Below are 12,099 nucleotides of genomic sequence, written 5' to 3'. Positions count from 1 at the left end.
ACGATAGAGGGTCGCCCACGACACGCCCCAGACACGGCAGACCGTGGCCAGGGAGTACCGGCGCTGAACGGAGGGCGAGGTGGTATGGGTCATCTCCTCGACCTCCGCCCGGCCAAAGGGCGGCCCGCCTCCAGCCTTTCGATCTTCGAATACAGCAGCTCGTTGGTCATGGTGATCTCGCCCACCTTCGCCTTCAGCCGCTCGATATCTTCATCCCGCGCGTCGCGCTCGCGCTCCTTGAGCGCGCTCTCGGCCGCGATCAGCACGCGGTCACGCCATTCGGAAAGCCGATGCGCCGGCACGTTCAGTTCCCGCGACAAAGCTTCCAGGCTCTCGCCCCGCATCAGCCGCTGCACAGCCGCCAGTTTCATCTTCGCCGAAAAGCGCTTCCCCGGACCGGCCTCGGCCCCGCCGCCGCCAGCGTGTGGGGCGCGCGTCGGCGGGGCCGAGGCCTCCGTCGCGCCAGGTTTCACGTCGCTCTTCTCGTCCATGCTCTACCCCCGTTCCTCGGGAAAGTAGCGCTCGACGCTGTCTCAAGAAACCGTGCCCCGGCCCAAGGAACAGCCGTGCGCGGGCTGCCGGGCTCGAACCCCTTTCTCTCGTTTGCGCCTTCGCGCACCGCCTGCGCGAGGGCTTACAGCCCTAGAAAGTCCAATACGGACTTTTTGAAAAATCAATCAGGATCGGAACCCTGTAGATCCTTCTCATCCCAACCGCCGGGAAAGAGAGCAAAGCTCAGCGACACCGGCGCTTCTGGTCTGGAGGAAAAGAAAATGGATGTGCGTAGCGCCAAGGTCGAACCGACCATCGAGCATGAAGGGAGCTGTCTGACCTACTTCATGTTCCCCAAGGAGTCGGTTCGGAACAACACGATGGGGTCGTATCTGGAATATGTCGCCGAGTTCGAGCTGAAGCCGGGTGCGAGCCTGCATCCGCATTATCACGACTCCATGGAATTCTACCGGATTCTGGAAGGCGAGGCGATCATCCAGATCGAGGACGAGCAGCGCCTGCTGACCCCGGGGGACCTGGTTCACATTCCCCGCAACGCGCGGCACTCGATCTGGCCCGCGCGCGCGGGGGAGAGCTTCCGCGCCTTTTCCTTCGCGGCGAGCTTCATGGCCGAGAATGCCGGGCCGATCAATTGCGAGCTGCCGGCGCCCCGAAACGTCGTCGACGTGGAGCGGGCGTGATGCGGCTCGCTGGCAAGATCGCTCTCGTGACGGGCGGCGCTCGGGGCATTGGTCGCGCGACGGTCGAGCTCTTCGCGCGCGAGGGGGCGAAGGTTCACGTCGGCGACGTGGATTTCCCCGAGTCGTACGAGGGGGAAGGAATCGTCACCCACGCGCTGGACGTCACGGACCTGGAAAACTGGAAGACGGTCGTGGACGCGATCATCGATCAGGACGGCCGCGTCGACATCCTGTTCAACAACGCCGGAACGGTGAAATCCTACGACGGCATCGCCGAGATCAGCCTCGAAGACTGGAATCGCGTCATCGAGATAAACCAGACAGGGCCGTTCTATGGGATGCGCACGGTCATTCCGCACATGCGGGGGACCGGCGGCGGGTCGATCGTCAACACCTCCTCGATCTGGGGCAAGGTCGGCGCGGCCGGCGTCGCGGCCTATACGGCGAGCAAGGCGGCCGTCTCGCACATGTCGAAGAACGCGGCGCTGACCTACGTGGGCGACAGATGACACTCAGCAATATGTCCCGAGCTACCCTGACCACGGCCGGCCGGCTGGCCCTCGGCCTCCTCGCCGGGGCCGCGACCCTCACCGTGACGGCGGCGATGTCGCGCGCCGATGAGCCGGTGCGCATCGGTCTGGCGCTCTATACTCAGCTGCAGCAACGCTGGCTGTTCGACGCGCGCGCTTTCCAGGAGCAGGCAAGCGCGAACGGCGACGAGGTCATCGTCCAATATGCCGATGGCGATCCCGGCAAGCAGACGCAGCAGGTCCAGAACATGCTGTCGCGCGGCATCGACGTGCTGGTGATCGCGCCCGCCGATATCGCCGTGGGGCCACGCTCATCGACGAGGCCCGCCGCGAGGGGGTCAAGACGATCGTCTACGACATCGGGGTGACCGCCACCAATCCGGACTGGATGATTACCCGCAACCAGGAGCTCGTCGGCAAGCTGCAAGTCGAAGCGGCGAAGAAATTCGCACCCAAGGGCAACTACGCCGTTCTGAAGGGCGACCCCGCCAACGACCTAGCCCAGACCTCGGATCGCTCCTACGCCGCCGGGCTCACGGGAGCGGAGGGGATCAATGTCGTCTACAATGACTTCATCGCGGGATACGACCCCGCCAAGGCGCAAAGCGAAGCCGAGGCGATCCTCACCCGCAACGACGACGATGTCGCCGCCTTCGTGGTGAACAACGATGGCATGGCCGGCGGCGTGGTTCAGGCCCTGCGCGGAGCCGGGCTCAACGGGAAGGTCTTCGTCTCGGGCCTCGACGCCGATCAGGCGAACCTCAATCTGATCGCGCTCGGCGACCAGACGATGACCGTCTTCACCCCCATCGACGTGATGGCGAAGCGGGCCGCGGACGCCGCGCATCAGCTCGGGAACGGCGGAACGCCGGAGTCCAATTCCGTCGCCACCACCGACAAGGGCGACGTGCCGCTCTGGCAGCTCGATCTGGTGGCGGTGACCAAAGACAACCTGTGCGAGTTCGTGGAAAAGATCGCGCCCAAGGGCTGGGTCGATCCCGCGGCCGTCGTCGCCGGGAGCGACGTGAAATGCGAGTGAGCGCGGTCCCCGAGGCCGCGCCCTCTCTCCCGGCCCCGGGCGGGGAGCTGGTTCGCGCGACGGGCATCGGAAAGTCCTGGGGCGGCACGCGGGCGCTCGATGGCGTCGACATCGAGGTCCGGGGCGGCGAGATCCTCGCCCTGGTGGGCGAGAACGGCGCCGGCAAGTCGACGCTCATGAACATCCTGTCCGGGATCATCGGGCATGGCGGCTACGAGGGCACGCTGGCGGTCGATGGGCGCCCGGGCCATTTCGCCAATCCCCATGAGAGCGAGAAGGCCGGGATCGTTCTCGTTCCCCAAGAGCTGCGGATCGCGCCGGGCATCTCGGTGGGAGAGAACATGTTCATGGGTCATCTCCCGCGCAATCGCTTGGGAATGGTCGATTTCGACCGGATCTCGCGTGACGCCCGCCGGTGGTTGCGGATCTTCGACATGCCCTGCGCGCCGGAGGATCTCGCCGGCCTCTATTCCACCGCGGAACAGCGGATGATGATGATCGCGGGGCGCTCTCAAAGGACGCGCGCGTCCTCCTGCTCGACGAGCCCACGGCCGCGCTCACCGCGGCCGAGACGGACAAGCTCTTCGCCCAGGTGCTCGGCCTCAAGGCCCACAACCTCGGGATCGTGCTGATCACCCATCGCCTGGACGAGGTCGAGGCGATCGCGGACCGCGTCGTCGTGATGCGAAACGGCCGGGTCGTGCACCGGATGGACAGCCCAAAGGGCCGGCGCGGCGAGATCGTGCGCAACATGATCGGGCGCGATCTTTCCACGGTTCCCCGCCGCGCGCCGGAGACGACCAAGCCGCCCGGCGAGGTGGTCCTCGACATACGGAATCTGACGGTCGAGGATCCGGACGTGCCGGGCAAGATGGTGGTGGACGGGCTCAACCTGACGCTGCGCGCGGGCGAGATTCATGGCCTCTACGGACTTGTCGGGGCGGGCCGGACCGAAGCCGCCCGGGCGATCTTCGGCGACTGGCGGGGCGAGGTCCGGGGCGAGGTTCGCCTGCTCGGGCGGGATCACCGGCCCCGCGATCCCCGCGAGGCGATCCGCATGGGCGTCACCCTCCTGACCGAGGATCGCAAGGCGACGGGCATCCTGCCCGGCCACAGCCTGGGCACCAACCTGAGCGCGGCGAGCCTTGGCGCCGTGTCGCGCCGGGGGTTGATCTCCGACGGTGAGGAGCACGAGCGCAACATCGCGATGATGCGCAAGCTCGATGTCCGGCCCTGCGACACGACCTATCGAATAGAGAACCTCAACGGTGGCAATCAACAGAAGGTCCTGTTCGGCGCTGGCTGAACGCCGAGCCGCGCATCACCATTCTGGACGAACCGACCTTGGGCGTCGATGTCGGCGCGCGCCACCATATCTATGAAACCATCGGACGCATGGCCGACGAGGGTCTGGCCGTCCTGCTGATTTCCAGCGACGTGGACGAGGTGGCGCTCGAATGCGACCGCGTCTCCGTCATGTACAAGGGCAAAATCACCCGGGAATTCGGGGCCACGCGCGGCCGCGCCGATCTGATCGCCGCCGCGACGGGAGGACAATAAATGGAATCGAGAACAATGAAGATCGGGATGGCCCCCATTCCGTTCGCCCGTCGCGTCAACTGGCAGATGATCATCGTGCCCCTGTTGGTGCTGGTGATAGCGCTGATCTTCAACGCCTATTCCGAGGGTGTCTTCCTGTCGGGACGGAACCTTTCGATCCTGCTGCGCCATACCGCGCTGCTCGCCATCATGGCCTCGGGCGTGGCGCTGCTGATGATCATGTCGGAAATCGACCTGTCGATCGGTTCGGCGGTCTATCTCGTCGGCGTGACGATCGCGACGGTCGAGACCTCCTGGGGCTTCGGCCTTGGCCCCGCCATCGTCGCCGGCCTCGCGGTCGGGCTCATGCTCGGCCTCTGGCAGGGCTTCTGGGTGGCCTATGTCGGCGTGCCCTCGTTCATCGTGACGCTGGCGGGTCTCCTGTCGTTTCGCGGAGTCGGGCTCTACTGGACGAATGCCCGCACCGTCTCGCCGATGAGCGAAAGCCATGTCGTGCTGAGCGAGGCGTTCATTCCCCCGACGCTGACGCTCGTTCTCGGGACCGCGATCTTCGTCCTGGCGGCGGCGCTGATCATGGTGGCGGCCCTGCGCGGACAAGGGCGCGGCGACCAGGCGGCCTTCCGCCGCGGCCTTCTGCGCACGGCTTTCCTCGGCGCCCTCGTCCTCGCCTGCCTCTGGGTGACGGTCAGCTACCGGGGCGCTCCCACGGCCTTCCTCTGGGCCTTCGTCGTCAGCGCGGCGATGTGGGTGCTGCTGGAGCGCTCGGTCTTTGGCCGGAACGCCTACATGATCGGCGCGAACCGCGCGGCCGCGCGTCTTTCCGGCATCAACGTGCCTCTCAACATCTTTCTCGGCTTCGCGCTGATGGGCTTTCTCTACGGCGTCGGCGGCCTGCTCTACACCGCCCGGCTGAACGCCTCGACAGCGAACGACGCGCTCTTTCTCGAGCTCGACGCCATCGCCGCCTGCGTCATCGGCGGTGTCGCGCTCAGCGGCGGCAAGGGCCGGATCCTCGCGGTGCTTGGGGGCGCGCTGCTCCTGATGTCGATCGACAACGGCATGAGCGTCATGGGCGTCTCCTCCTTCGTCCAGCAGATCGTGAAGGGTCTCATCCTGCTGATCGCCGTGACCGTCGACATCCGGCTCCGCCGCAAGGCTGCGTGAGGAATGGTCGCGGCTCCGCCGGGCCGCGCGCCTCTCTCCCTCTTCCTGGAAAGAAACATCATGAAAGCTCTTCGTTTCCACGCCGCGAAGGATCTGCGCCTCGACGCCGTGCCCGCTCCGTCCTCGCCCGGCCCCGGGCAGGTGCTGGTCCGGGTGCTGCAATGCGGGATCTGCGGGTCCGACCTGCACGAATACACCGATGGCCCACAGCTGATCCCGATCGAGCCGCATCCCTTCACGGGTGCGACGGCGCCGCAGATCCTGGGCCATGAGTTTTCGGCCCGGGTCGAGGCGGTCGGACCCGGTGTCCGGCGCCTCAAGGTTGGCGATCGGGTTTCGGCGGTGCCGCATCTGAACGTGCCGGGCGAGTATTTCTCACGCCGCAATCTCGGCCATGTGTCCTCCGAGACCGCGCTGGTCGGCTTCAGCTGGGAGTGGGGCGGAATGGGCGAGCTCGCGCTTCTTCCCGAGGAGAACTGCGTGCCGCTCCCCGACAGCGTCGATGACACGCAAGGGGCTCTGGTCGAGCCGGCCTCCGTCGCCCTGAACGCGGTCGACCTCGCCGAGCTGCGGGCCGGGAGCGCCGTCCTCGTCACCGGGGCGGGTCCGATCGGCGCTCTGGTGGCGCTCTGCGCGCTGGCGAGCGGGGCGACCTCGGTGGTGCTGGCGGAGCCCAATGCGTTTCGCCGCGAGCTTCTCGCGGGCCTTCCCGGCATCACCGTCTGCGACGGCGGCCCGGACGCGCTCGCCGATCTCGTCGCCACGCTGACCGATGACGGGCGCGGCTTCGACGCGCCCTTCGAGTGCGCCGGGCACGAGCGGGCGCTCGACAGCTGCGTCGAGACGGTCAAGCCCACCGGCGCCGTGATCCAGGTCGGACTGTTCGTTTCAGCGCCGCGAGTGAACGTCTTCCGGATCTCGGAGAAGGCGCTGCGATACCAGGGAAGCTGGGGCTTTCCGATCACGATCGGGCAGCGCGTCGTAGCCCTGATCGAGGCCTGCCGCTGGAGCGGATCGTGACCCGTTCCGCCCCCCTCGACCGGGCCCTATGGGACGGGTTCGACGAGCTCATCCGCCCCGGCAACGAAAATCTGAAGATTCTGATCGAGGTTTCCAAATGAAGATCGACTCCGAAGTGGCGTGTGACACGCGAGACCTGTTCGGCCCCTTCCAGCTGGGCAGGCGGACTCTGAAAAATCGGGTGGTGATGGCGCCGCTCACGCGCGCGCGCTGCCGGGATCTGGTGCCCGGACCGCTGCAGGCGGAATACTATGGCCAGCGGGCCTCGGCCGGGCTGATCGTCAGCGAGGGCACGCCGATCTCCGAGGAAGGTCAGGGCTATATCAACGTTCCCGGGATCTGGAGCGACGCGCAGGAGGCGGGGTGGCGCCTCGTCACCGACGCCGTCCACGCGGGCGGAGGAGTCATCTTCTCGCAGCTCTGGCACGTGGGGCGCGTCTCCCATGCCTCGCTTCAACCCGACGGCGGACAGCCGGTGAGTTCGACCAACCGGCCCGCCGTGGACAAGCGGGGGCAGTGCTACATCCTCGACGAAAACGGAAACGAGGCTTTCGCGCTTCCCGACACGCCGCGCGCGCTCGGGACGGACGAGATGCCCAGGATCGTCGAGGATTTCGCGAACGCGGCGCGCAGGGCGGACCGGGCGGGCTTCGACGGCATCGAGCTTCACGGCGCGAATGGCTACCTGTTCGAGCAGTTTCTCAATCCGGTGCTGAACGACAGGACCGATGCCTATGGCGGTTCGCTGGAGAACCGGATGCGTCTGCTGATGGACGTGGTCGACGCGGTCACGGCAGTTCTCGGAAGAGACCGCGTGGGCGTGCGCCTCGCGCCGTTCAACCGGCAGCACGACATGGCGGAATATGCCGGGAACGCCGAGACCTATCTCGCGGTGGCCCGGGCGCTGTCCGAGCGCGGCATCGTCTACCTGCACATGAACGACAACTGGTCGACCGGAAAGTCGGTGATCCCCGAGCGGTTTCTCGCCGACATGCGCGCGGCCTTCTCGGGGGCGATCATTCTCGCCGGCGGGAACACGCGGGAAAGGGCGGAGCGGCTCATCGGCGCGGGGCTGATCGATCTCGCGGCCTTCGGGCAGCACTTCATCTCCAACCCCGACCTCGTGGAGCGGATGCGCAACGACTGGCCGCTGACCCCGGCCGATCGCGCGACCTTCTACGGCGGAGGCGCCGAGGGCTATACCGACTATCCGACGCATACCGCTTGAGGCCGATAGGGTCGCGGGGGTCAGTAGCGCCCCGCGGCCCGCATCAACGCGTCGACGCGGTTCTGCGACTGGATCAAGGCCTCGTCATCCGTGATCTCGCCGCGCATCGCGGCGTGGATCCGATCGCCGAGGATCGCCTCTATCCGGGTGTATTCGGGGATCGCCGGCCGCTGCGAGGCGCAGACCATCCCCCGCTTTGCCAGGGTTTCAGCGAAGGTGAAGACATGCGTGCTTTGCGCCACCTCGGGATCGGCCGCCGTGCTGAAGCGGGGCGCGACCGGAAACCCGCTGCCTCGGCGCTCGTCCGACTGCGCGAGCCAGGCGATGGCCTCGAACGCCAGCCGCGCCTTCGCGTCGCCGACGTTGCACGGAATCGTCAGGTGGAACCCGCCAATCGGATTGGCACTGACGCCCCCGGGCCCCTTGGGCTGCGTGAGATAGGTCACCTTCCGCTTCACCTGCGAGGCGATGTCGTATTCGAAGCGAGCCGCGCGCATCGACCAGCAGTATGTCATCGCCAGCCGTCCCGCCATGAAGGCGCCGAGCCGGCCATTCCAGTCCAGCTCAAGGATATTGGGCGGGGAATAGGGGATCAGCCGATGCATGTAGTCGAGGACGATCCGCGCTTGATCGGACAGGATGTTCGGACGAAACTGGTCGCCCTCGAGCTCGCTCCACTGATAGCCGCGGCGGCCGAGCGGATAGCGCAGCAAGGGCGCCCCGCAGCATCCGAGCAGGATCATGAACGTCGAGGCGATCGGCAAGCCCGGCGCACAGTTCCAGCCGATGCCGTATACGTCGCGCGCGGGGCGATGAAGCCGCGCGGCGGCTTCGACCGTCTGATCGAAGGTGCGCGGATAGGTGATGCCGGCCTGGCTGAAAAGGTCCGTGCGCGCGGCCAGCACCTCGATGGTAGTGTAGATCGGGATGCCGTACTGCCGCCCCTTCCAGTTTCCCGTGGACCAGACGTCGGTGTTGAATGCGCCGGCCTCCACCGAGCTGTCCGCGATCAGGTCATCCAGAGGTCGGAGCAATCCATCGGTGACAAATTCTCCCAGCCAGGGATTGTCGATCGCCAAGACGTCATAGCGGCCCACGGACCTCTTGGCTTCCGCGCGGACGCTGCCATGCAGTTCATAGAGCGAAACCACGTTAAAATCGCTCACCGCGCCCAGATGGGTCCGGTAATCCGACCAGAGATTTCGCATCGAAACGAAGAAATTGTCATCATTCACCATGAAACGCAGCCCGGACCGCGCGTCGGACACATGGACGCTCAGGGAGGGGGGTACGATGATCTAAGATGATATAAGTTTCCAAGAACGTCTGAAAAACGCTTCAATAAACCAGGATACTACGGGATGGCACGTTAATTCTATCCATTCTCATTACAACCGCGATGCCGGATCTTCGCACCCCATCCATGACACCGAGAGGACCATGATCAAGCATATCGTAATGTGGGACGTCCGCGGCGAAAACGCCGAGGCAAGGCTGGACGCCGCCGCCGACCTGAAGCGGCGCTTCGAAAGCCTTCTGGGCCGGATCCCAAGTCTGATGCACATCGAGGTCGGAATCGATGTCAGCCACGTCTCCTATGCGTGCGACGTGGTGCTCTATTCGGAATTCGCCGATCGGGCAGCCCTGAGCGCCTACGCGGATCACCCCGCTCACCTGGCGGTGCGTGACGCTCTGAAGGACGTGCGGATAGCCCGTCATCAGGTCGATTACGCGCCCGAGGAGTAAGACCGTCCGAGCGCCCGACATCCGGACGGGCAATGCTGTGAACCGCCCTGCCCTCGCCCAAGGCCTCCAGCCACCGAGCAGAAGGCCATCCCGCGTCGCGGCCAGGCTGTCGTGGCGCATCGCGCCTACGGAAGGATTTTGAAATGCGCTACGTCGTTCACTGCCTCGACATGCCGGGCGCCGCGGCTCTCCGGCTCCGGCATTACGAAGCCCATAAGGCCTATCTCGCGACCGGCACTGTCGCGACCGTCATCTCCGGGCCGCTGCTCGCAGAGGACGGCGAGACGATGATCGGCTCGCTCTTCATCTTCGAGGCGGAGAGCCGCGAGGAGGTTGAGGCCTTCAATCAGGCCGACCCGTTCTGCCAGGCTGGGGTCTGGGAGAGCGTCGACATCCACCCCTTCCTGATGCGCGTCGACAATCGCGACCAATAAGAGGCATTCATGCGACCCTTCCAGTACAACGGCCATCCGGCCCGGGTGATCTTCGGTTCCGGCACCCTCTCGCAGTTGCCCGATGAGGTCGCCCGGCTCGGGCTGCGGAAGGCCTTGGTCCTGGCCACCCCGCCGCAGGAAGCCGAGGCGCAGCGGATCGCGACGCTCCTCGGCGACTCATCGGCCGGCGTCTTCGCCGGGGCGGTCATGCATACGCCCGTCGACGTGACCGAAAAGGCCATGGCCGTCGTCGCCGAAACGGAGGCAGATGGAGTTGTGGCGATCGGCGGCGGATCGACGACCGGGCTTGCCAAGGCGATCGCCTTTCGCACCGACTTGCCGCAGATCATCGTGCCGACCACCTACGCCGGTTCGGAGATGACGCCGATCCTCGGGGAGACGAAGGACGACACCAAAACGACCCAGAGCAGTTCGAGGATCCTGCCGGAAGTCGTCATCTACGACGTCGATCTGACGATGACGCTGCCGGCCGGACTCTCCGGCACCAGCGGCCTCAACGCGATCGCCCACGCCGTCGAGGCGCTCTATTCCCGCGACGCCAACCCGATCATCGACCTGATGGCGCTCGAGGCGATCGGCGCGCTCTATCGGGCGCTCTCCCGGATCGCGAAGGATCCCACCGACCGGGAGGCCCGGTCGGACGCGCTCTATGGCGCCTGGCTTTGCGGCATGTGCCTTGGCGCCGTCGGCATGTCGCTGCATCACAAGCTCTGCCACACGCTCGGCGGAACCTTCGACCTGCCCCATGCCGAGGCGCACACCGCCGTCCTGCCGCACGCGCTGGCCTACAACGCCCCTGCTATTCCCGCCGTCATCGAGTGCCTGCGGGCCACGCTCGGCACCGAGGATCCAGCGCGCGCCCTCTTCGATCTCGCTGGCGCGGTCGGGGCGGAGCGTTCCTTGCGCGCTTGGGATGCCCGAGAATGGCATCGATCTCGCGACCGAACGCGCCTTTGCCAATCCCTACTGGAACCCGCGCCCGCTCGAGCGCAACGCGGTGCGCGCCCTGCTCCAGCGCGCTTGGGAGGGAGCCGAACCCCGGCCCTGACAAAGGACGATCGCAAAGGCCCGAAGGCCCGAAGGCCCGAAGGCCCGAAGGCCCGAAGGCCCGAGAGACAAACGCCGGACCGCCGGCCGTGGAGGAAGCCATGAATGCCTATTTTACCGAGGAAGGCTCGGTCGAAACCGTCAACGCCCGCGTAGGGCCGAATGTGAACCCGCGCCTCGCCTCTGTCATGGCCGCGCTCGTGAAGCATCTCCACGCCTTCGCGAAGGAGGTGCAGCTCACGCAGGAGGAATGGGAAATCGGTATCGACTTCCTGACAGAAACCGGCCAGATCTGCTCGCCGGAGCGGCAGGAGTTCATCCTCCTCAGCGATACGCTCGGGTTCTCGATGCTGGTCGACGCGATCAACAACCGCCGCCCCGAGGGCGCGACCGAGAACACCGTCTTCGGCCCGTTCCATGTCGATGGCGCGCCCGAGCGGCCGATGGGCGCCAATATCACGCTCGACGGCAAAGGCGAGAGCTGTCTCTTCGAGGGCCGCGTGATCGACCTCGACGGAAACCCGGTCGAGGGCGCCCGGGTCGATGTCTGGTCCGACAACGCGGACGGCTTCTATGACGTGCAGCAGCCGGGCATTCAGCCCAAGTGGAATAATCGCGGCATCTTCGTGACCGGGCCGGATGGTCGCTACAGCTTCGTAGGCATAAAGCCTGTGAGCTATCCGATCCCCGACGACGGTCCGGTAGGACAGATGCTCGGCCATCTGGGCCGCCATCCGTTCCGACCAGCCCACATGCACTATCTCGTCACCGCGCCCGGCTTCCAGAAAGTCGTCACCCACACCTTCGTCGGCGACGATTCCTACCTCGACTCCGATACCGTCTTCGGTGTGAAGCGCACGCTCGTCGCGCCGTTCGATCGGGTCAAGGGAGGGGCGACCCGGTGGCGCTCACCCTTCGATTTCATACTGGTGCCAGACGAAGGAGCCCAGTAATGTCAAAGCCCTGCGTCATCTGCGTCGCCATCACCGGCTCGCTGCCGCGCAAGGAGAACAATCCCGCCGTCCCGATCACCGTCGCGGAGCAGATCGAGAGCACGCAGGAGGCTTTCGAGGCCGGCGCCACCATCGCGCATTGCCATGTCAGGAACGACGACCAG

General features: G+C 66.0%; 17 protein-coding genes. 15 read left to right on the top strand and 2 right to left on the bottom strand.

All coding sequences use genetic code 11. The annotated features are described in order from the left end of the window. Positions 1–89 precede the first annotated feature (89 nt). Positions 90–491 (bottom strand): transposase, encoded by a 402-nt coding sequence (locus FJM51_RS22490; RefSeq protein ID WP_140456350.1) that lies wholly within the window; start codon positions 489–491, stop codon positions 90–92. Positions 492–566: 75 nt separating this feature from the next. On the opposite strand from FJM51_RS22490, the gene FJM51_RS22485 reads away from it, so the two are divergent. The 10 genes from FJM51_RS22485 (at position 567) to FJM51_RS22440 (ending at position 7,734) form a co-directional block, all read left to right on the top strand. Continuing rightward, positions 567–1,193, top strand: coding sequence for a cupin domain-containing protein (locus FJM51_RS22485; protein WP_181164721.1), 627 nt, complete (start codon positions 567–569; stop codon positions 1,191–1,193). Beyond that, complete coding sequence (locus tag FJM51_RS22480; protein ID WP_210240394.1) at positions 1,193–1,702, top strand: SDR family NAD(P)-dependent oxidoreductase; 510 nt, start codon at positions 1,193–1,195, stop codon at positions 1,700–1,702. Before FJM51_RS22485 ends, FJM51_RS22480 begins: the two co-directional genes overlap by 1 nt. After that, positions 1,699–2,091, top strand: a complete 393-nt coding sequence (locus tag FJM51_RS24610) for a substrate-binding domain-containing protein (RefSeq protein WP_140456347.1) — start codon at positions 1,699–1,701, stop codon at positions 2,089–2,091. Before FJM51_RS22480 ends, FJM51_RS24610 begins: the two co-directional genes overlap by 4 nt. After that, positions 2,088–2,762 (top strand): substrate-binding domain-containing protein, encoded by a 675-nt coding sequence (locus tag FJM51_RS22470; RefSeq protein ID WP_233713235.1) that lies wholly within the window; start codon positions 2,088–2,090, stop codon positions 2,760–2,762. Before FJM51_RS24610 ends, FJM51_RS22470 begins: the two co-directional genes overlap by 4 nt. Beyond that, the gene (locus tag FJM51_RS22465; protein WP_140456345.1) at positions 2,753–3,394 is read left to right on the top strand and encodes an ATP-binding cassette domain-containing protein; all 642 of its coding nucleotides are present in this window, start codon (positions 2,753–2,755) and stop codon (positions 3,392–3,394) included. The genes FJM51_RS22470 and FJM51_RS22465 overlap by 10 nt, the downstream gene beginning before the upstream one ends. Beyond that, positions 3,355–4,068 carry an ATP-binding cassette domain-containing protein gene (locus FJM51_RS22460; RefSeq protein ID WP_140456344.1) on the top strand — a complete coding sequence of 238 codons (714 nt, stop codon included), beginning with the start codon at positions 3,355–3,357 and terminating at the stop codon, positions 4,066–4,068. The genes FJM51_RS22465 and FJM51_RS22460 overlap by 40 nt, the downstream gene beginning before the upstream one ends. 38 nt (positions 4,069–4,106) lie before the next feature. Then, positions 4,107–4,322: a hypothetical protein gene (locus FJM51_RS22455; protein WP_140456343.1), complete on the top strand. Its 216-nt coding sequence runs from the start codon at positions 4,107–4,109 to the stop codon at positions 4,320–4,322. Further along, positions 4,323–5,486 (top strand): sugar ABC transporter permease, encoded by a 1,164-nt coding sequence (locus FJM51_RS22450; protein ID WP_140456342.1) that lies wholly within the window; start codon positions 4,323–4,325, stop codon positions 5,484–5,486. A gap of 60 nt (positions 5,487–5,546) precedes the next feature. Then, complete coding sequence (locus FJM51_RS22445; protein WP_181164720.1) at positions 5,547–6,506, top strand: alcohol dehydrogenase catalytic domain-containing protein; 960 nt, start codon at positions 5,547–5,549, stop codon at positions 6,504–6,506. A gap of 97 nt (positions 6,507–6,603) precedes the next feature. Next, positions 6,604–7,734, top strand: a complete 1,131-nt coding sequence (locus FJM51_RS22440; protein WP_140456340.1) for an alkene reductase — start codon at positions 6,604–6,606, stop codon at positions 7,732–7,734. Positions 7,735–7,754: 20 nt separating this feature from the next. Here FJM51_RS22440 and FJM51_RS22435 read toward each other — a convergent pair whose 3' ends face one another. Further along, complete coding sequence (locus FJM51_RS22435; RefSeq protein WP_140456339.1) at positions 7,755–9,002, bottom strand: extracellular solute-binding protein; 1,248 nt, start codon at positions 9,000–9,002, stop codon at positions 7,755–7,757. A 172-nt stretch (positions 9,003–9,174) separates the two neighbouring features. Here FJM51_RS22435 and FJM51_RS22430 point away from each other — a divergent pair, with 172 nt between their 5' ends. The 5 genes from FJM51_RS22430 to FJM51_RS22410 all read left to right on the top strand — a co-directional run. Next, positions 9,175–9,480, top strand: a complete 306-nt coding sequence (locus tag FJM51_RS22430; protein ID WP_140456338.1) for a Dabb family protein — start codon at positions 9,175–9,177, stop codon at positions 9,478–9,480. Between the two features lie 143 nt (positions 9,481–9,623). Continuing rightward, positions 9,624–9,914 carry a YciI family protein gene (locus FJM51_RS22425; protein WP_140456337.1) on the top strand — a complete coding sequence of 97 codons (291 nt, stop codon included), beginning with the start codon at positions 9,624–9,626 and terminating at the stop codon, positions 9,912–9,914. A 9-nt stretch (positions 9,915–9,923) separates the two neighbouring features. After that, the gene (locus tag FJM51_RS22420) at positions 9,924–11,087 is read left to right on the top strand and encodes a maleylacetate reductase (protein WP_438502775.1); all 1,164 of its coding nucleotides are present in this window, start codon (positions 9,924–9,926) and stop codon (positions 11,085–11,087) included. After that, positions 11,084–11,935 carry an intradiol ring-cleavage dioxygenase gene (locus tag FJM51_RS22415; RefSeq protein WP_140456336.1) on the top strand — a complete coding sequence of 284 codons (852 nt, stop codon included), beginning with the start codon at positions 11,084–11,086 and terminating at the stop codon, positions 11,933–11,935. The genes FJM51_RS22420 and FJM51_RS22415 overlap by 4 nt, the downstream gene beginning before the upstream one ends. Continuing rightward, a partial coding sequence (locus FJM51_RS22410; RefSeq protein ID WP_140456335.1) for a 3-keto-5-aminohexanoate cleavage protein occupies positions 11,935–12,099 on the top strand: 165 nt, incomplete at its 3' end. The genes FJM51_RS22415 and FJM51_RS22410, both read left to right, overlap by 1 nt.

The organism is Amaricoccus solimangrovi (genome assembly GCF_006385685.1).
In the GTDB taxonomy this organism is placed as follows: domain Bacteria; phylum Pseudomonadota; class Alphaproteobacteria; order Rhodobacterales; family Rhodobacteraceae; genus Amaricoccus; species Amaricoccus solimangrovi.
Note: the sequence above shows the minus strand (reverse complement) of the source record. Positions and strands in the feature narration are given on the sequence as shown.